Source organism: Sorangium sp. So ce426 (assembly GCF_051475585.1).
Classification (GTDB): domain Bacteria; phylum Myxococcota_A; class Polyangia; order Polyangiales; family Polyangiaceae; genus Sorangium; species Sorangium cellulosum_B.
The window spans coordinates 1,548,911-1,568,319 of record NZ_CP150341.1; the positions used below are offsets into that span (position 1 = coordinate 1,548,911).

General features: G+C 72.9%; 14 protein-coding genes. 12 read left to right on the top strand and 2 right to left on the bottom strand.

Annotated elements, in window-relative coordinates; all coding sequences use genetic code 11:
- Both WMF44_RS05720 and WMF44_RS05725 read left to right on the top strand, forming a co-directional pair.
- Positions 1-2,025, top strand: a complete 2,025-nt coding sequence (locus tag WMF44_RS05720) for an SBBP repeat-containing protein (RefSeq protein WP_437298107.1) — start codon at positions 1-3, stop codon at positions 2,023-2,025.
- Positions 2,026-2,305: 280 nt separating this feature from the next.
- Positions 2,306-3,622, top strand: coding sequence for a glycosyltransferase family 4 protein (locus tag WMF44_RS05725; protein WP_437298108.1), 1,317 nt, complete (start codon positions 2,306-2,308; stop codon positions 3,620-3,622).
- Positions 3,623-3,650: 28 nt separating this feature from the next.
- Here the strand turns inward: WMF44_RS05725 and WMF44_RS05730 are convergent, their stop codons facing one another.
- A complete protein-coding gene (locus WMF44_RS05730) occupies positions 3,651-5,159 on the bottom strand; it encodes a serine/threonine-protein kinase (protein ID WP_012233660.1) in 1,509 nt (502 codons plus the stop codon).
- A gap of 396 nt (positions 5,160-5,555) precedes the next feature.
- Here WMF44_RS05730 and WMF44_RS05735 point away from each other — a divergent pair, with 396 nt between their 5' ends.
- From WMF44_RS05735 to WMF44_RS05770, 8 genes are all read left to right on the top strand, one after another.
- Positions 5,556-6,098 (top strand): cysteine hydrolase family protein, encoded by a 543-nt coding sequence (locus WMF44_RS05735; RefSeq protein ID WP_437298109.1) that lies wholly within the window; start codon positions 5,556-5,558, stop codon positions 6,096-6,098.
- Between the two features lie 6 nt (positions 6,099-6,104).
- Positions 6,105-7,100 carry a glycosyltransferase family protein gene (locus tag WMF44_RS05740; protein WP_437298110.1) on the top strand — a complete coding sequence of 332 codons (996 nt, stop codon included), beginning with the start codon at positions 6,105-6,107 and terminating at the stop codon, positions 7,098-7,100.
- A 259-nt stretch (positions 7,101-7,359) separates the two neighbouring features.
- Positions 7,360-8,949 carry a glycosyltransferase family 4 protein gene (locus WMF44_RS05745; protein WP_437298111.1) on the top strand — a complete coding sequence of 530 codons (1,590 nt, stop codon included), beginning with the start codon at positions 7,360-7,362 and terminating at the stop codon, positions 8,947-8,949.
- A gap of 90 nt (positions 8,950-9,039) precedes the next feature.
- Positions 9,040-11,664 (top strand): MMPL family transporter, encoded by a 2,625-nt coding sequence (locus WMF44_RS05750; protein ID WP_437298112.1) that lies wholly within the window; start codon positions 9,040-9,042, stop codon positions 11,662-11,664.
- The gene (locus tag WMF44_RS05755; RefSeq protein WP_437298113.1) at positions 11,661-12,839 is read left to right on the top strand and encodes a glycosyltransferase family 4 protein; all 1,179 of its coding nucleotides are present in this window, start codon (positions 11,661-11,663) and stop codon (positions 12,837-12,839) included. The genes WMF44_RS05750 and WMF44_RS05755 overlap by 4 nt, the downstream gene beginning before the upstream one ends.
- Before the next feature lie 46 nt (positions 12,840-12,885).
- Positions 12,886-14,202, top strand: a complete 1,317-nt coding sequence (locus WMF44_RS05760) for a glycosyltransferase (protein ID WP_437298114.1) — start codon at positions 12,886-12,888, stop codon at positions 14,200-14,202.
- A gap of 126 nt (positions 14,203-14,328) precedes the next feature.
- Entirely contained in the window at positions 14,329-15,777 is a 1,449-nt protein-coding gene (locus tag WMF44_RS05765; protein ID WP_437298115.1) for a GuaB1 family IMP dehydrogenase-related protein, read from the top strand.
- A gap of 196 nt (positions 15,778-15,973) precedes the next feature.
- Positions 15,974-16,612: a lysophospholipid acyltransferase family protein gene (locus WMF44_RS05770; protein WP_437298116.1), complete on the top strand. Its 639-nt coding sequence runs from the start codon at positions 15,974-15,976 to the stop codon at positions 16,610-16,612.
- Positions 16,613-16,663: 51 nt separating this feature from the next.
- Here WMF44_RS05770 and WMF44_RS05775 read toward each other — a convergent pair whose 3' ends face one another.
- Positions 16,664-17,038: a hypothetical protein gene (locus WMF44_RS05775; protein ID WP_437298117.1), complete on the bottom strand. Its 375-nt coding sequence runs from the start codon at positions 17,036-17,038 to the stop codon at positions 16,664-16,666.
- Between the two features lie 400 nt (positions 17,039-17,438).
- Here WMF44_RS05775 and WMF44_RS05780 point away from each other — a divergent pair, with 400 nt between their 5' ends.
- Together WMF44_RS05780 and WMF44_RS05785 are read left to right on the top strand one after the other, a co-directional pair.
- Positions 17,439-17,873 (top strand): hypothetical protein, encoded by a 435-nt coding sequence (locus tag WMF44_RS05780; protein WP_157906465.1) that lies wholly within the window; start codon positions 17,439-17,441, stop codon positions 17,871-17,873.
- Between the two features lie 263 nt (positions 17,874-18,136).
- Positions 18,137-19,366, top strand: a complete 1,230-nt coding sequence (locus WMF44_RS05785) for a glycosyltransferase family 4 protein (protein ID WP_437298118.1) — start codon at positions 18,137-18,139, stop codon at positions 19,364-19,366.
- The last annotated feature ends 43 nt before the right edge of the window (positions 19,367-19,409 follow it).

The following is a 19,409-nucleotide window of genomic DNA, read 5'->3' on the forward strand; positions in this document are numbered from 1 at the left end:
GTGCGCTCAGCGCGCGCGGCGCGCGCCGGGTCTGCCCGTCGCGGCGGGCGCTTCACGGCGGCGACGGCGGTGACGGCGGCGGCGCTCGTCGCGCCGGCCTTGCCGCTGCTCGCGGGGTGTCCGGGGACGATCGACGATCAGGAGCGGTTCGACCGGCGGCACGGCGGCGGCGGCCCGCAGGCCGCATGCGCCGACGTGCCCGCGGTGTTCGCCGAGCGGTGCGGCGGCGGGGGCTGCCACGGGCCGGGCGAGCCCGCGGCCGGCCTCGACCTCGTCACGCTCGGCGTCGGCGATCGCGTCGCCCGCCGCCCGGCCACGAACTGCGCCGGCGTGCTCGCCGACCCCGATCGGCCGGAGGAGAGCGCGCTCTACGTGCGGCTCACCGACGCGCCCTCGTGCGGCGCGCGCATGCCGCTCGGCGGGGCCCCGTACTCGTCCGAGGAGATCGCGTGTGTCGCCGCCTGGATCGCGGAGCTCACGCCGGCCGCGTGCAGCGGCCTCGACTGCGGCTGTCCAGGCTGCGTGTGTACGCCCGGCGCGCAGGAGGCGTGTTACACGGGCCCGGGGGGGACGGACGGCGTCGGGCGCTGCGCGGCCGGCACGCGGGCCTGCAACGCGGAGGGCACGTCGTGGGGCCCGTGCGTGGGGGAGGTCCTGCCCGCGTTCGACGCGTGCGACACGCCCGACGACGAGGACTGCGACGGCGCGACGCCCGCCTGCGAGGACGTGTGGAGCCGCGGCTTCGGCGACGCGAACGGCCAGTACGCGCGAGCCGTCGCGTTCGACGCGGAGGGCAACGTGATCGTGGCCGGCCAGCTGGAGGGGACCGTCGATCTCGGCGGCGGCCCGCTCACGGCCACCGGCACGGACGCCTTCGTGGCGAAGTTCGACAGGTTCGGCGCGCACGTCTGGAGCAAGCTGTTCCCGGGCGACGGCAACCAGTTCGCGATGGCGCTCGCGGTCGACGCGGCGGGCAGCGTCCTCGTGGCGGGCCGCGCCTTCGGCCGCGTCGACCTCGGCGGCGGCGAGCTCGCGTCGCGCGGGAGCGACGACGTCTTCGTCGTCAAGCTGGGCGGCGACGGCGAGCACATCTGGAGCCGGCTCTTCGGCGGATCCGGCGCGGATCGCTGCGACCGCATCGCCGTCGACGCGGCGGGCAACGTCCTCGTGGCGGGCGGCTACAACGGCGCCGTGGACTTCGGCGCCGGCGAGCTCACGAGCGCGGGCATGCGCGACGCCTTCGTGCTGCGCCTCGCCTCGGACGACGGCCGGACGCTCCTCGCCATGCGCGCCGGCGGCGAGGGCGACGACTACGCCCACGGGATCGCGGCCGACGCCGACGGCAACCTGCTCGTCGCGGGGTATTTCGAGGGATCCATCGATCTGGGCGGCGCGCCGCTCGAGAGCGCCGGCCTCTCCGACATCTTCCTCGCCAAGCTCCGTCCTTCCGGCGACCACGTCTGGAGCGCCCGGTTCGGCGGCGCCGAGGCGGACGAGGCCCACGACGTCGCGGTCCACCCAGCGACGGGCGACGTGGCGCTCACGGGCACGTTCGCGTCGACCATCGATCTCGGCGGCGAGCCGCTGGCGAGCGCCGGCGGGCGGGATCTGTTCGTCGCCAGGCTCTCCGGCGCCGGCGCGCACCTCATGAGCCGGCGCTTCGGCGACGGCGAGGACCAGCTGCTCACCGATTTCGAGACCGGGGCGCGCGCGAGCGTCACGGTGGACTCCGCCGGCAATCTCCTGCTCGCGGGGCCGCTGTTCGGCTCGGCGGACTTCGGCGGAGGGCCGCTGACGAGCCGAGGCAAGACCGATGTCTACCTGGTCAAGCTCGGCGCCTCGGGCGATCACGTGTTCAGCAAGCTGTTCGGCGACGTCCAGACGCAGGTCGGCCTCGACGTGGCGGCGGGCTCGGGCGCGAGCGTGCTGGTCGCCGGCCGCTTCTACGGCGCCATCAACTTCGGTCAAGGGGCGCTCTCGAGCGCAGGCCAGGGCGACGCGTTCGTTGCAAAGCTCTCTTTATAAATACCGTTCTCGTTGCAAATGCCGCGCTCGGCAGCGATGAGCGCTGTTTGCCCACCTCGTCTGTCGGAGTCACCTCGGCGCGTGACAATTTGCCTCGCTGGGGCGGCATGGCTGTTCTTTCATCGCTCGTCTGGGCACGTCGCTCCCAGTCCTTGCCTCGTTTCCAGCTTTCTCGGAGTGGCATGTTCTCTGCTCGAAGCCGCTCGACCGCGCGGCGAGATGCTCCGCTGATCGGAGGATTTCCGTCGAGCCGAGCGGGCGAGTCCGAAGGAGCAGAGGCATGCGCATCCTGCTTATCACCAAGATCTTCCCGAACGCGACGAACCCGGGGCAGGCGCCGTTCAACCGGAGGCAGTTCGCCGCGCTCTCGAGGTATTGCGATATCGACGTCTTCGCCACGATCCCCTGGTTTCCTGGGGCTTCCAGGTTCTCTCGATGGTCCATGTCGAGCGACGCGCCTCGCGAGGACGTGATCGAGGGATTGCCGGTGCGCCACCCGCGATTCCTCTATGTGCCCAAGGTGGCGCCGTATCTCAATGGCCCGCTCTATGCGGCGTCCATGCTCTTCGAGCTGGCGCGCCACCGTCCGGCGCCGGACGTCATCGTCGGCTCGTTCGCCTATCCGGACGGATTCGCCGCGGTGTGCCTCGCGGAGCTGCTCGGCGTCCCGGCGGTCGTCAAGGTGCACGGCTCGGACGTCGACGTGCTCTCGCAGCAACCGGCGATCAGGCCCTCGCTCGAGTGGGGTCTCCGGCGCGCGACCCGCGTGGTCGCCGTGAGCAAGCAGCTGGCCGAGGGGGTCCACGCGCTCGGCGTCCGTCGCGACCGCATCGATGTCGTGATGAACGGCGTCGATCGCAGCGTGTTCTACCCGCGCGACCGGGGCGAGGCCCGCGCCACCCTGGGCCGCCCTGCGGAGCGCCGGCTGCTGCTCTACGTCGGCCACCTGCTCCGCGACAAGGGCGCGCTCGACGCGATCGCCGCGTTCGAGCGCATCGCCGCCGCGCACCCCGACATCGACCTCGCGCTGGTCGGGAGCGGCGCGGACGAGCAGGCCTGCAGGTCGGCGGCGGAGCGGCTCGGCGGGCGCGTCCTGATGACCGGTCGCCTGCCGCACCACGAGGTGGCGCGCTGGGTCGCCGCCTGCGATGCGCTGGTCCTGCCGAGCCATCACGAGGGCACACCCAACGTCGTGATCGAGTCGATCGCGTCGGGCCGCCGGGTTGTCGCGACGCGGGTCGGGGGCATCCCCGACGTGATCACGGGCCCCGAGCTCGGCGAGCTCGTCTCGCCCGGCGATCTCCCCGCCCTGGCCGGCGCCATGGCGCGCGCGGCGCACGCGCCCTACGATCCCGAGCGGATCGCGGCGCTCACCGGGTGCAAGGGGTGGGACGAGAGCGCTCGCGCGCTCCACGACACGCTCGTCCTGGCGCGGAGCGAGCGGCGCTCGCCGGCGCCCGCGCCGCTGCGCGTGCCCGTGATCGACAAGGGCCCCGCGCTCCAGGCGGACGCGCAACCCCCTGCGTCGGTGCGACGGGCGCCGCCCCCCTCGCGGCGGTTCCCCGACGGCGCGCAGCTCAGGGTCGGCCAGGCCTGAAGGGCCGCGCGATCGCCTTGACCCCGCCTCAGGCCACGGGCACGGCCTTTTCCGGCCGCAGGCGAACGGTGGGGCCGGGATCCGGGGGCGGCGGCTCGGCGCGCGGCATCGCGGCGCGCGCCGTCCAGAAGCTCCTTGCGTCGTCCGGCGTCCACGCCGGCGCCGGCTCGCATGCGTCGAGCGCGGCGAGCAGCTCGCGCGCGCTCTGGTAACGGTCGCCTGGCCGCTTGGCGAGGCACCGCATCACCACCTCTTCCAGCTCCGACGACAGCGGCCAGGGCGCGCGCAGCGACGGCGGGATCGGCGGCATCGTCAGGTGCGAGTAGACGAGCTTGCCGAAGCTCCGGCCGTCGAAGGGGGCCACGCCCGTCAGCAGGTAATAGAGCGTGACCCCGAGCGAGTAGATGTCGCTCCGGGCGTCCACGGCGCCGGCCGAGATCATCTCCGGGGACATGTACGTGGGCGTTCCCTTGATCACGCCGACGTCCGTCATGCTCGCGTCTCCCTCCAGGCTCACCTGCTTCGCGATCCCGAAGTCGAGCACCTTGAGCACGTCCTGCTCGTCCCCCACGCGCGTGATGTAGAGGTTGTGGGGCTTGATGTCGCGGTGGATGACGCCCGCGTCGTGCGCCTCCGCCAGCGAGAGGCAGGCCTGCCGCGCGAAGTGGACGACCCGGGCGGGCGGCATCGGGCCGTGATCGCGCACCAGGGTGGCCAGGTCGGCGCCGGCCAGGTGCTCCATCGCGATGTAGAAGATGCCGTCGCTGCTCGCCCCGAAATCGAAGATCCGGATGGTGTGCGGCGACGTGAGCCGGCTCGTCGCGCGCGCCTCGCGCTCGAAGCTGCGCACGTCGCCCTCGGACTTGCTCTCGCTGCGGAGCAGCTTCAGCGCCACGTCGCGGCGCAGCGACTCGTCCCAGGCGAGCCACACCTCGTTCTGCCCGCCCCGGCCGACCGGCGCCACGAGCCGGTAGCGACCGAGCTTGCGGGCCTCGTAGACCTGCTGGCGCGCCGACCAGAGGCCGTGGCTCGCCGCCGACACGAGGATCGCGGTGGCGAGCACGAAGATGTAGTTGCAGGCGAAGATCACGAGCGACCGCGGCGACGTCCACTGCGCCGCGAGCGCCGGGTCGAGGGACGCCCCCGCGCCCATGATGATGGGGAAGCTGAGCGCGACCGGGATCGTCATCCGGAGCGATCGCGAGAAGTGCGTGGGCAGGATCGTCGCGTCGACGAGCATCACGATCGACAGCCCGTGCATATAGTTCCAGGTCAGATCCCCGAACTCCAGCGCCATCACGGAGATGAGCCCCCCCGTGCTCCAGACCGCGAAGACGTGCGCCGCGTCGAGGAGCTCGGCCGAGGTCTGCTCGCGCCGGGCGAGGAGGTACAGCCAGAGCAGGATGACCTCGCCGAGCAGCCGGTAGAGCAGCAGCCGGGTGACCGAGGCGCTCGGAAACACGGCGAGCACCACGAACACGTCGAGCGCCGCGAACGTGGGCCAGGTCACGAGCGCCGTGGGGAGGCCCCGCGCCATCGCGCGGCGCTCGTCCGCCGAGCTGGCGCCTCGAGGTCCCTGGGATCCCGTCGAATGGAAGCTGCTCGAGGCGGTCATGGTGCGGCGCGGGCCGTATCGCAGGCCATTGGAGCCCTGCGCTGGCGCGGAGTCAAAGCGCACGTCGCCCGCCTGGAGGAGCGAGCAATGACGCATCGCACGTGTCGCACGCAACGGTTGCATCGCACACGTCGTACGCGCCGCCCACGTGGTACGCGTCGCCGCGCGGCGCGAGCGCGACCCGGCGAGCGCGCACCGTCGGAAGGCGCGCGCCTCCGGGGGTTCCGCCGGCGGGGCGTCCGTTGTAGACGCGCTCCGCGCTCCCTCCGAGACCCCCGCAATGGCGGCGATCTCGGCGTCGATCCGCAGGGAAATGAGATGAAGCCGAGAAGTGCGCTGGTGATCATCGATGTCCAGAATGGCGTGCTGGCCGGGGAGGCCCCCGTGCAGGGGGCGAGCGGCCTGCTCTCGAGCATCGCAGCGCTCCTTTCGCGCGCCCGCGACCGCGGCGTGCCGGTGATCTTCGTGCAGGACGACGAGGTGGGTGAGGTGGGCTCGGCCGCGTGGGACATCCACCCAGCGGTCGCGCCGGCGGGCGGCGAGGCGCGGGTGCGCAAGCTCGCATGCGACGCGTTCTTCGAGACCGATCTCGCCGAGCGCCTCGAGCAGCTCGGCGTCGAGCACCTGATCATCGCGGGCTGCAAGACGGAGTTCTGCGTGGACACGACCTGCCGGCGCGCGGTGACCCTCGGCTTCGACGTGACGCTCGCCGCGGACGCGCACGGCACATCGGAGAGCCCGGCGCTCGCGGCGGCGGTGATCGTCGCACATCACAACCGGCTGCTGGACGGCTTCGGCGTCATGATGGCGGGGCGCCCGCGCGAGATCCGCGCCGTCCCGAGCCAGCAGATCGAGCTCTGACGGCCCGTGGCGAAGATCGGCTACTACGTCCACGGGCGCGGGCGCGGGCACGCGAGCCGCGCGCTCCCGATCGCGGGAGCCCTCCGCGAGCTCGGCCACGAGCTCCGGATCTACGGCGGCGGCCAGGCGGCGGACCTGCTCGGCGCGCTCCCGGAGCACCGCCTCGTGCGGCCGATCCACCGCGGGCTCGCGGGCGTGATCGAGCTCCCGCGCCGCCTGGCGAAGGAGATCGTCGAGCAGGGGGGCTTCCGGCCCGACGCCATCGTGAGCGACGGCGACGTCCCGTCGCTGCTCGCCGCGCGCGCGCTCGGGATCCCCGCCGTCGCGCTCGGCCACGATCTCGTCTTCTCGCGCTGCCGCCTGCCCGAGGGGCTGCCGAGGCTGCGGGTGCTCGCGTGCCGGCGCACGACCTGGGCCTCCAGCCGGGCGCGCCGCGCGGTCGCCGTCCACTTCCTGCCGATCGAGCCGGAGACGCCGGGCACCCTCGTCGCGCGGCCCGAGCGCCGGTTCGCCCCCGCGCGCGCCGGCGAGCCCGGGGCCGTCGTCTGCTACTTCAGCGAGTGCGACGCGCGCCGCGTGCTCGAGCTCGTCGCGCGCGGCGGCCGGCGCGTCGTCGCGTTCGGCGACCCGGGCCTCGACGTGCCCGGCGTCGAGGCGCGCCCCTTCGATCCGGGCGCGTTCCTCGGTCACCTCGAGGGCGCGTCGGCGGTCGTGACCACCGCCGGCAGCAACGTCCTCGCCGAGTGCGTGCTCGCCGGCAAGCCCGTGCTCGCGCTCTACGACGACCGCCACAACGAGCAGACGCTCAACGCGCTCCTCGCCGAGCGGGCCGGCGTCGCCGTCGCGAGCTCGCTCGCGGCGCTCTCGCCGGACGTCGTGGCGCGCTTCTTCGATCGCTGCCGCGCCGCCGACTTCGCTCGCATCGACCTGGAGCGCGCGCTGCCGAGCGCGCCTTCCGCCGTGCTCACCCTGCTGGAGGAGGCGTGCGCGGGCGCCTCGTGACGAGGTGCATCGCGGCGTTCGCACCTCGCACCGTGGCCGAAGTCGACACAAGCGGCATGAGCTTTGCTAATTACGCCCACCGCCGACAGGCCGATCGGCCGACGAGGAATGGCTGCTGTGTCGAGCAGCAGGCAGCGCTCGCGGCCGCAGCGCGACATGGCTGTCGCGGGCGCGACACGAACGCCCTACCGCCCGTCACGCTGCGCGCCTCGGTCGGTCATCGACCACGGTTCGCGCCGCTTCTCCAGGAGCAACGAAGATGACGATGGATGCAATTCTGCCGCTCAGCGACCACCGGAGCGATCGCGCGCCGCACGAGGCGATCGCGCCGGCGCGTCACACGCCGTCGACGGGACCCGCGCGGGGAGGGCTCTCCTCCGTCAGGGTGCAAGCGGCCATTCCAGAGAATCCCTTCGCTGCCCTCTCCGGCGCCAACGGGCGGCCGCTCAAGGTCGCCATCCTCAGCGATTTCACGCGCATTCCTTACGCGAATGGCGCGGTCTTCCAGACGCGGGCCCTGTATCGCGCGCTCAACACCTGTGGTCACCAGGCAACACTGATCGGACCTCGGGATCCGGATGCCTCGGCCGACGAGATCCCTCCCGGCACCGTCGCCTTGCCCAGCCTGCCGCTGCGCACCTACCCGGGGGTGCACCTGCCCATCCCCGTGGGATCCTCGGTGCTCGATCCGATGCGGTGGGATTTTGACATCTGCTTTGCGCAGACCACGACCCTGCTCGTCGAGTTCGGCATCTGGCTGCGCAAGATGCGCGGCATCCCGCTGCTCTGCGTGAACACGACGCACCTCGCGGCCGCGTACGACGTGCTCCTGCCGGAGCGGGTCTCCCGGATCGGCGCGGTCCACACGGTGCTCCACAAGACGCTCCGCGCGCCGATGGAGCGGCTCTTCGTGGAGCTGTACAACCAGGGAGACGGCCTCGTCGTGCTGAGCGAGGGCCTGCGCGATTACTGGCGCGAACGGGGCGTGACGGTGCCCATCCACGTGATCCCGCGGATGGTGCCCGAGGACGTGTTCGAGCGCCCGCTCGGCCCCGACCCCTACGTGCAGCTGCTCGAGGAGCGCGGGCTCGACCCGCGCGGCCCCCGCCTCGTCTGCGCGGGCCGGCACACCCGGGAGAAGTCGCAGCACCGGCTGATCCGCATCTTCGCCGAGCACATCGCCCCGCACGAGCCGCAGGCGACGCTCACGCTCGTCGGCGACGGGCCGGACAGCGCGGCGTACGCGGCGCTCGCGCGCGAGCTGGGCGTCGCGCGCCGGGTCATCTTCACGGGCGAGGTGCCGTACAGCCAGATCTCGGACTACTACCGGCACGCGAACCTCTTCCTGCACGCCTCGCTGAGCGAGACGTTCGGGAACGTGCTCAGCGAGGCGCTCTGGTGCGGCTCCCCGACGGTCGCGTTCGCTGACGGCATGGGCGTGAGCTCGCAGATCCAGAGCGGCCACAACGGCCTGCTCATCGACCCGGGCCGCGGGCCGATCGCCGAGGAGAGCGCGAACGCCGCGTTCGGCAAGGCCGTGCTCGCGCTCACGCGCGACCCGCTCGCCGCGGCGCGGCTCGGAGGCGCGGCCGCGCAGCGGGCGCGCGAGCGGTCCTCGCCCCTCGTCGTGCAGCGCATGCTCGCGAACGCATTCGCGCACGCGCGCGAGCACGCGAGGCAATCCAACCTGCGCCCGCTCGTCGAGGGGCCGAAGGCGCTCCAGTGGCTGGAGACTTTCCGGCACTTCCGCACCTGGATGGGCTTCACCGGCGGCCTCTTCGCGTTCGGCCACCTGCGCCCCGCGGCGGCGCCGCGGCCCAAGGGTATCCAGCCGTCGTTCTGCGCCTAGCGCGCGTGGTAAGACCGGCCCGAAGCCGGCCCGCACGCGGCCGCTTCGAGGTGTTCCCGGTTTCGAGGTGTCCTTCGAATGCTCCTCAGGATGATCGGTGCGCTCGTCGATTTCAGCGGGCGCCGTCCCTGGCTCGTCATCGCGCTCGGCCTCCTCTCCATGGCAGGGCTATGGGGGTACGCGTCGCGGCTCGAGCTGCGCACGGAGCTCCGCGAGCTCTTGCCGCGCGACAGCCCGGCGTTCCAGGCCTACGAGCGTCAGGCGCAGCGCGTGGACGGCGGAGCGCAGCTCATCGTCATCGCCGAGTCGCCGGATCGCGGCGCGAACGAGCGGTTCATCGACGCGCTCGCGGAGCAGCTGAACGAGCCGCTCCGGAAGCGCGCGGCCTGCGCCGCCGCGTGCGCCGACGACGCCTGCCGGGCGGAGTGCGGGCCGCCGGCGCTCATCCGCTACCTGGAGTCCGGCACGAAGGAGGTCCGCAGCTTCTTCGACGCGAACAAGTGGCTCTACGCGAGCGTCCGCGAGCTCGAGGCGGCGGACGAGGCGATCGAGCTGGAGCTCGCGCTGCGGAGCGGCCTTATCGAGGATCTGGAGGCTCCCGGGGCGCCCGGAGGTGACGCGGGCGCGGCGGGCGCGGCGACGACGCCGGCGCCGGCCCAGAAGGGGCTGTCGCTCGACGAGACCTGGCAGGAGCTCCAGCGGCGCCTGAAGAAGATCGACGAGTTCCCGAGCGGCTACTTCGCCACGCCCGACGGGCGCATGGTCGCGCTCCGCATCGTCTCGCGCAGCGCCGGGATGGGCGATCGCCGCGCGGCTGAGCTCCTCGACCAGGTGACCGCGCTCGTCTCGCGCCTCGATCCTGGGGCGTTCCACCCGGCCATGCAGGTCGGGTACGCGGGCGACATCCCGAACGCCATCGCCGAGCAGAAGTCGCTCGTGAGCGAGGCGGTGTGGGCCACCGTCATCGCGCTCGTGCTGATCGTCGGCGGCGTGATGATCTACTACCGCTCGCCCTGGTCGCTGCTGGTGATCCTGCTCCCCACGGCCTTCGGCGCCAGCGCGGGGTACGCGTTCGCGACCCTGACCTACGGCTACGTCAACACGGTCGGCGCCTTCCTCGGGGCGATCATCGTCGGCAACGGGGTCAACTACCCGATCGTGCTCCTGTCGAGGTACCGCGACTTCCGCGCGCGCGGCATGCCCGCGGACGAGGCGCGGCGCGAGGCGGTCATCAACGCGTTCCGCGCCGAGCTCGTCGGGGCGAGCGTGGCGGCGATCGCCTACGGATCGCTCACGATCACGCACTTCCGCGGGTTCAGCCAGTTCGGCACGATCGGCTTCGTCGGGATGATCATGGTGTGGGCGTCCATCGTGCCGCTCGTGCCCGCGACGCTCGTCGCGATCGAGCGCATCCAGGCGAGGCTCCCGCCCTGGATGCGCGATCCGCCGCCGCGCGTCTCGGACGAGGGCACCTCGGGGCCCGGCGCGCGGGCGCTCGCGCGCGTGACGTCGCGGTGGCCGCTCGCGTTCCTCGCGATCGCGCCGGTCATCGTCGCGCTCGCGGCGTGGAAGCTCCCCGCGTACATCCGCGATCCCTGGGAGTACAACTTCGCGCGCCTCGGCTCGAAGAGCTCGCGGGAGAAGGGCGCGGGGAGCTGGTCGCTCAAGGCGTCCGAGGTCTTCGGCGGGAAGATGAACGTCGCCGGCGCGATGATGCTCGCCGACACCCCCGAGCAGGTGCCGGCCATCAAGGCGCAGATCCTGGCGAACGACGCGAAGGATCCGCAGGGCCAGCTCGTGGCCGACGTCGCGACGATCGCCGACGCCCTCCCCGGCACGGCCGAGGAGCAGCGGCGGAAGATCGAGGTCCTGGAGCGCATCCGGGACCGGCTGACCCCGCGGGTGCTGAAGGCCCTGCGCCCCGAGGAGCGGGAGCGCGTCCTCAGCATGAAGCCGCCGGAGACGCTGCGCGTCATCGGCCCGAAGGACCTGCCCGACCTCATCCGCCGCAGGTTCGAGGAGAACAACGGCGTCGTGGGGACGGTGTTCTACGTGAAGTACAAGAACAACGTCTCGTTCTCGAACGGCAGGAACCTCCTGCGGATGGCCGACACGACCGGCAACGTGGTCCTCCCCGACGGGACCCACGTCGTCACGGCGAGCAGGCCGACGGTCTTCGCCGAGATGATCCGGTCGATGGAGCGCGACGGCCCGCTGGCGACGGCGGCCTCGTTCCTCGCGGTCACGATCGTCGTGGTGGTCGCGACGGGCAGCATGGCGGGCGCGCTCGCGGTCCTCCTGGCCCTCGTGCTCGGCGTGCTCGCGACGGCCACCGCCATGGCGGCGCTCGACGTCAAGATCAACTTCCTGAACTTCATCGCGCTCCCGATCACGTTCGGCATCGGCTGCGAGTACCCCTTCAACGTCTTCGATCGCGCGCGGCTGCTCGGCGGCGACGTGTCGCTCGCGCTCAAGCGCTCGGCCGGCCCCGTGGCCCTCTGCAGCTACACGACCGTGCTGGGCTACGGGTCGCTCGTCTTCGCCGACAACCAGGCGCTGAACTCGTTCGGCTGGGTCGCGGTCAGCGGCGAGGTGGCGTGCGTCGCGACAGCGCTCCTGTTCCTCCCGGCGCTGCTCCACGTCATGAACCGCTCGGCGCGGATGCGGCGCTCGTGGAAGGGCGGCCTCCTCCTGCGCGGGAGCAACCACTCGTGAAGATCCTCGACGTCGCGGAGTTCTTCTCGTCCCGCGGGGGCGGCGTGCGGTCGTACCTGGAGGAGCTCGTGCGCCAGGGGAGCCGGCGCGGTCACGAGATCGTCGTCGTGGCGCCCGGGCCGCGCGACGAGGTCGTCCCGCTCGAGCGGGGCCGCATCGTGCGGGTGGCCGGCCCGCCGATGCCGTACGACCCGACCTACCACGCGCTCCTCCGGCTCGGCGCGGCGCGGGCGATCATCCGCCGCGAGGCGCCGGACGTGGTGCAGGCGAGCGCGCCGTACACGGCCGCGCTCGTCGCGGCGAGCGCCCGCGAGGTCCCGCTCCGCACGTTCGTGTACCACTCGGATCAGATCAGCACCTACGCGGCGCCGCTGCTCGACCGGGTGCGCCCGCGCGCGGTCGCCCGGGCGCTCGAGGGCGCGCTGTTCGCCTGGCCGCGCGCGCTGTCGCGGCGGTTCGACGCGACGATCGCCCCCGGGACGTTCATCGCGGAGCAGCTCCAGAGCCACGGCTGCGAGCGCGTGCACCGCGTCACCTTCGGCGTGAAGCGCGGCGACTTCGGCCCCTCCCGCGCGGACGCGGCGCTGCGCCGCGGCCTGCTCGGCCGGTTCGCGGACGAGCCGTCGGCCGCGCTGCTCCTCGTCGCGTGCCGGCTCGCCGTCGAGAAGCGGGTGGCGCTCGTGATCGACGCGGCGCGGGAGCTCGCGGCGCGGCGCCCGGTCGCCCTCGCGGTGCTGGGCGACGGGCCCGAGCGGGCGCGGCTCGAGCGCCGCGCGGCCGCCCTTCCGCAGGTGACCTTCCTCGGCTTCGCCAAGGACCGCGCCACCTACGCCGCGCTGCACGCCAGCGCCGACGTCTTCGTCCACGGGGGCGCCGCCGAGACGTTCGGCTTCGTGCTGGGCGAGGCGCTGTGCTCGGGCCTGCCGCTCGTCGTCCCGGCCGCCGGCGCCGCGCTGGATTTCGTGCAGCCCGGCGCCGCCGAGGTGTACGCGCCGCGCGCCTCGCCGGGCGAGGTGGCCGCCGCGATCGAGCGGGTGCTCGCGCGCCCGCGGGAGGAGCGCGTCGCCGCGGCGCGGGCCGCGGGGGAGCGGCTGCCCACGAGCGACGAGCACTTCGAAGCGCTGTTCGCGCTCTACGCGGACCTGCTCGAGCGCGGGGTGCGCGGCGAGGGCTGACGTCGTGGACGCCAGCTTGCCGCGAGAGGACGCGAGAGAACCGAACGTGCGCCCCTTCCTGCTGATCTCCCCCGCCTTCGCGCCCCAGACGAGCGTCGGCGCCTTCCGCTGGGTGAAGCTCGCCCGGCACCTGCCGCGCCATGGCTTCCGCGTCGCCGTCCTGTCGGGGACCTTCCCCGAGGATCCGCGCGACGACGGGCTGCTCGCCGCGCTGCCGCCCGAGGTCGAGATCTTCGACGAGTACCTCGATCCGGTCGTCCTCGCCGCGGGCGCCGCGCTGCGCGCCCTCCGCGCGCGGGCGCCGCTCCCCGCGGGGCGCGCGGGGCCGCTCGTCGGGCTCCGCCCGTTCCAGGCGATCACCGACCGCTGGATCGCGCACGCGCCGCGCGGGGCGCGCGCGGCGGTGGCCGTGGCCCGCCGCACCGGCGCGCGGGCCGTCGTGGTGAGCGCCGGCCCGTACTCGGCCTGCCCGGTCGGCCTCCACGTGAAGCGGGCGCTCGGCGTGCCGCTCGTCCTCGACATGCGCGACCCGTACTCGCTGCACGAGACGGGGAGCGGGCCGCCGTCCGGCCTGGCCGAGCGGGCCCGGCGCGCCATCGTCCCGCGCCTGGAGCGCCGCTGGCTCGAGGGCGCCGACCACGTGATCTTCAACACGCGGGCCTCGCTCGAGGCCTACCGCGCGCGCTTCCCCGAGCTCTCGTCGAAGTCCTCGTTCGTGCGCAACCACTTCGATCTCGCGCTGTACGCGCCGCCGCCCGTGCCGGAGCCGCCCCGCCGCTTCGTCGTGCTCCACCTCGGCACGATCCGCGAGGAGGCCTCGGCGGACCAGATAGGCGCCGCGCTGCGGCGGTTCATCGACCGCGAGCGGCTCGCGCCCGAGGACGTCGTCCTCCGGCAGATCGGCCGGATGTCCGACCACGATCGCGCCTGCTTCGAGCGCATGGGGCTCGCGCCGTACATCGAGGCGCTCCCCCCGGTCCCGCAGCGCGACGTGCTCGGCGAGCTCAGGCGGGCGCACGTGCTGCTCGCGATGCTCAGCCCCCACGTCGTGCTGCGCGTCTCGGCCAAGACCTACGACTACGCCGCGTCGGGGATGCCCGTCGTCAGCGTGACCGCGAACCGCGAGGTCGAGGAGCTCCTCTCGTACCGGAGCGACAACGCGCGCGTCGCGCCGGGCGACGCGGACGGCATCGCCGCCGCGCTCGCGCGCCACCTCGCGCGCTTCCGGGAGACGGGCGCGCTGCCGGTCCCGGCGCCTCCGCCCGCGGCGCTGTCGTCCGAGGCGGCCGCGGCCAGCGTCGCCGCGATCCTCGACCGCGTCATCGCCGACGCGGCCGCCCGCCGCGCCCGCCAGCCTCCTTGAACACGGGAGCCTGGCGGGGAGGGGGCCGTCGCGCAACCAGCGCCGACCCTCGCCCTGCCGTCAGGCACTAGACTGGCGCGCGCCGCGCCGCCTTCGCGGCGCCATCCCCCTTCCTCGGAGCTGTGCATGCGCTTTCTCCACCCCGAGCATGACGAGAGCCTGGAGCTCGCCCTCGAAGACGTGTTCCTGACCCCCGGGTACTTCGCCGGCGGCTCCCGCCTCGAGAGCGACCTGCGCCCGGCGGACTTCCCTGGCGGCTCGCACCCGATCGTCTCGGCGAACATGAACGCGGTCACCGGCAAGCGGATGGCGGAGACGATGGCCCGCTTCGGCGGCCTCGGCGTGCTCCCGCAGGACATGGATCTCGACACGGTCGAGCGCATCGTCCACCACATCAAGCGCGCCGACCCGCGCTACGACACGCCCCTCTCGGTCTCCCCGCGGGCGACGCTCCGCGACGTGCACGGCATCATCCGCAAGCGATCGCACGACATGGTGGTCGTGGTCGACGACGAGCGGCGGCCGATCGGCATCGTCACCCACGCCGACCTGCGCGACCGGGATCAGTACACGCCCGCGTCCGCGCTCATGTCGTCGCGCCTCATCACCATCCCGGCCGGCACGCCGAACCGGACGGCCTTCCTGCTGATGGAGGACGCCCGCGTGAAGGCGGTCCCCGTGCTCGACGGGGACGGGCGGCTCCACGGCGTGCTGACGCGCGACGACGCCGTGCGGCTCGAGCTGCTCAAGCCGACGCTCGACGGCGGCGGCGAGCTCATGGTCGCGGCGGCGATCGGGATCTCCGCGCAGGCGGCCCAGAGCGCCGCGCGCCTGCTCGAGATCGGCGTGTCCGCGATCGTGCTCGACACCGCGCACGGCCACCAGCGCCGGATGATCGAGGCGATCCGCGCCGTGCGGGGCGCCGTCGGCGACGCCGTCCCGCTCGTGGCCGGCAACGTCTGCACGGCGGAGGGCACGCGGGCCCTCATCGAGGCGGGCGCCGGCATCGTGAAGGTGAACGTCGGCCCCGGCGCGATGTGCACGACGCGCATGCAGACCGGCGCCGGCCGCCCGACGTTCTCCTCGGTGCTCGCGTGCGCCCGCGAGGCGCGCCGCCACGGCAAGCGCGTCTGGGCCGACGGCGGCGTCCGTCACCCGCGCGACGTGGCGCTCTACCTCGCCGCCGGCGCCTCGCGCGTCATGGTCGGGACGACGCTCGCCGGCACCTACGAGAGCCCGGGGGACGTCATGGAGGACCGCGACGGGCTGCTCTACAAGGAGAACTACGGCATGGCGAGCGCCCGCGCGGTCAGCGAGCGCACGGCGGATCTCGACGCGTTCGAGCGCGCCAAGAAGGCCTTCTTCCGCGAGGGCATCTCGACGTCGCGCATCTACATCCACGAGGGGCGCGAGAGCGTCGGCGCCATCCTGATCGAGATGATCACCGGCGTGCAGTCGGCGTGCACCTACGCCGGCGCGGCGAACCTCGACGAGCTCCACGACAAGGCCGTCATCGGGGTGCAGACGCTGGCGGGGTACGGCGAGGGCAAGCCGCACGGAATCGAACGGCGTTGATCGAGCGAGTTTGACGACGCGGCGTTGACGACGCGGCGTTGACGACGCGGCGTTGACGACGCGGCGTTGACGACGCGGCGCGCTCATCGCGCCATGCTTCCCATGCGCTCGAGCCGCGGCGCGGGATGACGGAAAGGTGACGTGACTTCCACCCGGGCAGCGACGAACCTCCGGCTGCTTACCGTCGAGGTCCTCCATGCCGAACGCACCCGCTCCACGTTTTTCCGCCGCGCGCCGCGCCGTTCGCCGGTTCGTCGGCCGCACCTGGTTGTCCGTGTTCGGCTGGCGCGTGGAGGGCATGACGGAGCTCCCGTCGAAGGCCGTGATCATCGCGGCGCCCCACACCTCGAACTGGGATTTCCCGTTCACGCTTGCGGTCAGCTACGTGCTCGACCTCGAGTTCTCCTGGCTCGGCAAGCACACGCTCTTCGAGCCGCCGTTCGGCTTCTTCTTCAAGTGGCTCGGCGGCGTGCCCGTCGACCGCCGCGACAGGAACAACCTCGTCGCGGCCGTGGTCGACGTGTTGAAGGAGCGCGACGAGCTCATCCTGATCATCGCGCCCGAGGGCACGCGCTCGCGCACGAAGCGCTGGAAGACGGGCTTCTACTACGTCGCGCTCGGCGCCGGCGTCCCGATCCTCCTCGGATACCTCGACTTCCCCCGCAAGCGGGGCGGGATCCTCCACGTGTTCCACCCGACGGGCGACATCGAGGCCGACATGGCGGCGATCCGCCGTCTCTACGAGGGCATCGAAGGAAAGCACCCGGAGCGGATGAGCGAGATCACGCTCGGCGCCAGGGGGGCTCCGGCGAACGGGGCCGTCCAGCACCCCTGAGCTCGGGTCGAGGGCGCGCGCGCCGCCTACCCGCGCGGCCGGGGGCGCTCGTCAGCGCAGGGACGGCGCGCGAACCGACGAGGCGGGCCCCGCCGTGATCCTCGTCGTCAGCACGCCCGCGAGCGCCCATTCGAACGCGGAGCGGTCGGTGTACACGTTGAAGCGGCCGCCCGTGGCGAGGTTGGCGACGGTGACGCCCATGGCGACGAGCCCCGGCCGAACGAGGATATGGACCTCCTTCAGCTTGCCGGGGTTCCGCAGGTGCCACGCCGTGAGCCTTGCCCGGACGTCGCTGTCATAGCCGGTGCCGAGCTCGAAATCGTCGAACACGACCGGGTGCACGCCCGTCTCGACGAGGGTCTCCAGGTGCCTGATCGCCGGCTCGATGAGATCGAGCGACGCGTACCCCTCGAGGCGCCTCGTCACGACGTCGGACGCCGGCGTTCGGACATCGAGGACTCCCCGCCCGGTCGACCAGCGATCGCCCCGAGCTCCGAGCCGTGTGTGTGCCAAATCCATCTCGATTTCGAGACTTTAGTCGATGGGCGGCGCTCCGCCACGCGATCCGTCCGATCCGCGCCGTTCCCCGACGCCGGGGGCCTGTACTGCGCTCGTGGACGGCGCCTCGCCGGCCGGGCGCGCGAGGCGGCGGGGTTTCCGGCGCGTCGAGCACGTCCGGCGGGCCTGGCCGGCTCCTGCTGCGTCGAGCGCCGTCGGCGTGGCCGAAAGCGGCTATGATGCCGCGGCTGTTTCGGCCGCCGGCCGGTGCTGGCGGCTCGCGAGGCGTCTTCGCCCGCAGCAGAGGGACGAAGGAGGAGCTACCGAGATGAGAGGACATGTTTCCAGGGTGCTGCGGCTCGCTGTCGTGGCGTTTGCGTGCGCGCTGATGGCGGGCTGCGGCGGCCCGCTGCGCTACACGCCGCAGGGCATCGGGAAGGCGCCGGGCGCGGACGCCGTGATCATCGCCGACGTCAACTTCGACGCGGCCATGACCCGCCTCGACATCAACGCGAAGGATCTCCCGCCGCCCGATCGCCTCGACTCGAGCAGCACGGCCTACGTCGTCTGGGCGCGCCCGGACAGCGACTCGCCCTGGCAGCGGATCGGCGCGCTCAACTTCGACCCCGATGCCCGCACCGGCAAGCTCAAGGACGTGAGCGTGCCGCTCACCCGGTTCGAGCTCGTCATCAGCCTCGAGAAGACGGCCAATCCCGAGTCGCCGTCCTCGGAGCTCATCTTCAAGCAGGACGTCGAGTACTGACGAGAGCGCGCTCTCCGCCGGGGTGCACTTTCGCAGCGTTGCTCGAGTCGCTCCCGGCGTGCGCGTCGCGGCCGTATGGCGCGACCCGCGGCGCCAGCGACATCGCCGTGCCGCCCGCCGCCCCCTCGTGATGCTGTCGAGGCGTGGTGGTCGCCCGTCCCATCGAGGTCGGCGCCGGCCGTCGGCCCGGTCCCGACGTTTCGGCGCCGTCCACCGTCCATCGCGTGAATGCCCGCGCGCGCCGGTGCATCTCAGCGCGGTGAGTGAAGATTCTCCTCCTGTCGCAGTGGTATCACCCCGAGCCGATCGCGCGCCCCCATCTGCTCGCAGAGGCGCTGGCCGAGCGCGGGCACCAGGTGACGGTGGTGACCGCGTTCCCGAACTACCCGCATGGCCGCACCTATCCAGGGTACCGACAGCGCCTCTGGGACGTGGAGCACGCGAGCGGCACCCGGGTGATACGCCTCCCGACCTATCCTGACCACAGCCGATCGCGCGTGCGGCGGACGCTCAACTACGCGAGCTTCGCCGCCTCGACCGCGCTGCTCGGGACCGCCCTCTCCGGGCCGGCCGACGTCGCCTGGGTCCACAACCCCCCACCGAGCCACGCCATCGCCGCCTCCTGGCTCGCCGCGCTCCGCCGGATACCGTGGGTCTATGAGGTCCAGGATCTGTGGCCCGAGACCGCGGCGGCCTCGGGCATGCTCGACAACAGGCTCGTGTTCGCTGGCGTCGATCGCGTGAACCGCGCCCTCTTCCGACGCGCCGCGGCGATCACCGTCATCAGCCCGGGGCTCGAGCGCGAGCTCTCGCGCAAAGGCGTCTCCACCGACAAGGTGCACCTGATCCCGAACTGGGCCGACGACCGGATCTACAGGCCGGTGGAGCCCGACCCGCAGCTCGCGGCGGAGCACGGGTTGTCAGGGCGGTTCGTCGTCCTCTTCGCCGGCAACATGGGCCCTGCCCAGGCTCTCTCCAGCGTGCTCGACGCGGCCGAGCGGCTGCGCGACCTCACCGACGTGCGGTTCGTGATGGTCGGGGACGGGAACGACGCGCCCAGGCTCCGGCGCGAGGCTGCGGCGCGGGCCCTCTCGAACGTCGTCTTCATCGGCCAGCAGCCCCACGAGCGCATGCCGCATTTCTTCGCGCTGGCCGATGTGGTGCTCTCGCACCTCCGGCGCGACCCGCGCTTCGAGATCACGATCCCCTCGAAGATCCCGGCCTACATGGCCGCGGCGAGGCCGGTGCTCGTCGCGGCGGGCGGGGATCCGGCGGATCTGGTGCGGAGCAGCGGGGCGGGGCTCGCCTGCGAGCCCGAGGACCCGGCGGCGCTCGCGGACGCCGTGCGGCGGTTTCACGGCATGACGCCGGAGGCGCGGCGCGCGATGGGGGAGGCCGGCCGGCTCTATTTCCTTCGCTGGTTCACGCGCGAGCCGCTCGTGCGTCGTTATGAGGAGATCTTCGCGCGCGCAGCGGGTGAAGCACCGTCGTGAGGACGCCGGCGCGCCCTTTTTCGTGAGCTGGCGCGCCGGCGCG

Bases quoted from the DNA above. Each gene is read 5' to 3' on its own strand.
- WMF44_RS05745 (WP_437298111.1), top strand. From the start codon at position 7,360: ATGACGATGGATGCAATTCTGCCGCTCAGCGACCACCGGAGCGATCGC.
- WMF44_RS05765 (WP_437298115.1), top strand. From the start codon at position 14,329: ATGCGCTTTCTCCACCCCGAGCATGACGAGAGCCTGGAGCTCGCCCTC.
- WMF44_RS05725 (WP_437298108.1), top strand. From the start codon at position 2,306: ATGCGCATCCTGCTTATCACCAAGATCTTCCCGAACGCGACGAACCCG.
- WMF44_RS05750 (WP_437298112.1), top strand. From the start codon at position 9,040: ATGATCGGTGCGCTCGTCGATTTCAGCGGGCGCCGTCCCTGGCTCGTC.
- WMF44_RS05735 (WP_437298109.1), top strand. From the start codon at position 5,556: ATGAAGCCGAGAAGTGCGCTGGTGATCATCGATGTCCAGAATGGCGTG.
- WMF44_RS05780 (WP_157906465.1), top strand. From the start codon at position 17,439: ATGAGAGGACATGTTTCCAGGGTGCTGCGGCTCGCTGTCGTGGCGTTT.
- WMF44_RS05730 (WP_012233660.1), bottom strand. From the start codon at position 5,159: ATGGCGCGGGGCCTCCCCACGGCGCTCGTGACCTGGCCCACGTTCGCG.
- WMF44_RS05770 (WP_437298116.1), top strand. From the start codon at position 15,974: ATGCCGAACGCACCCGCTCCACGTTTTTCCGCCGCGCGCCGCGCCGTT.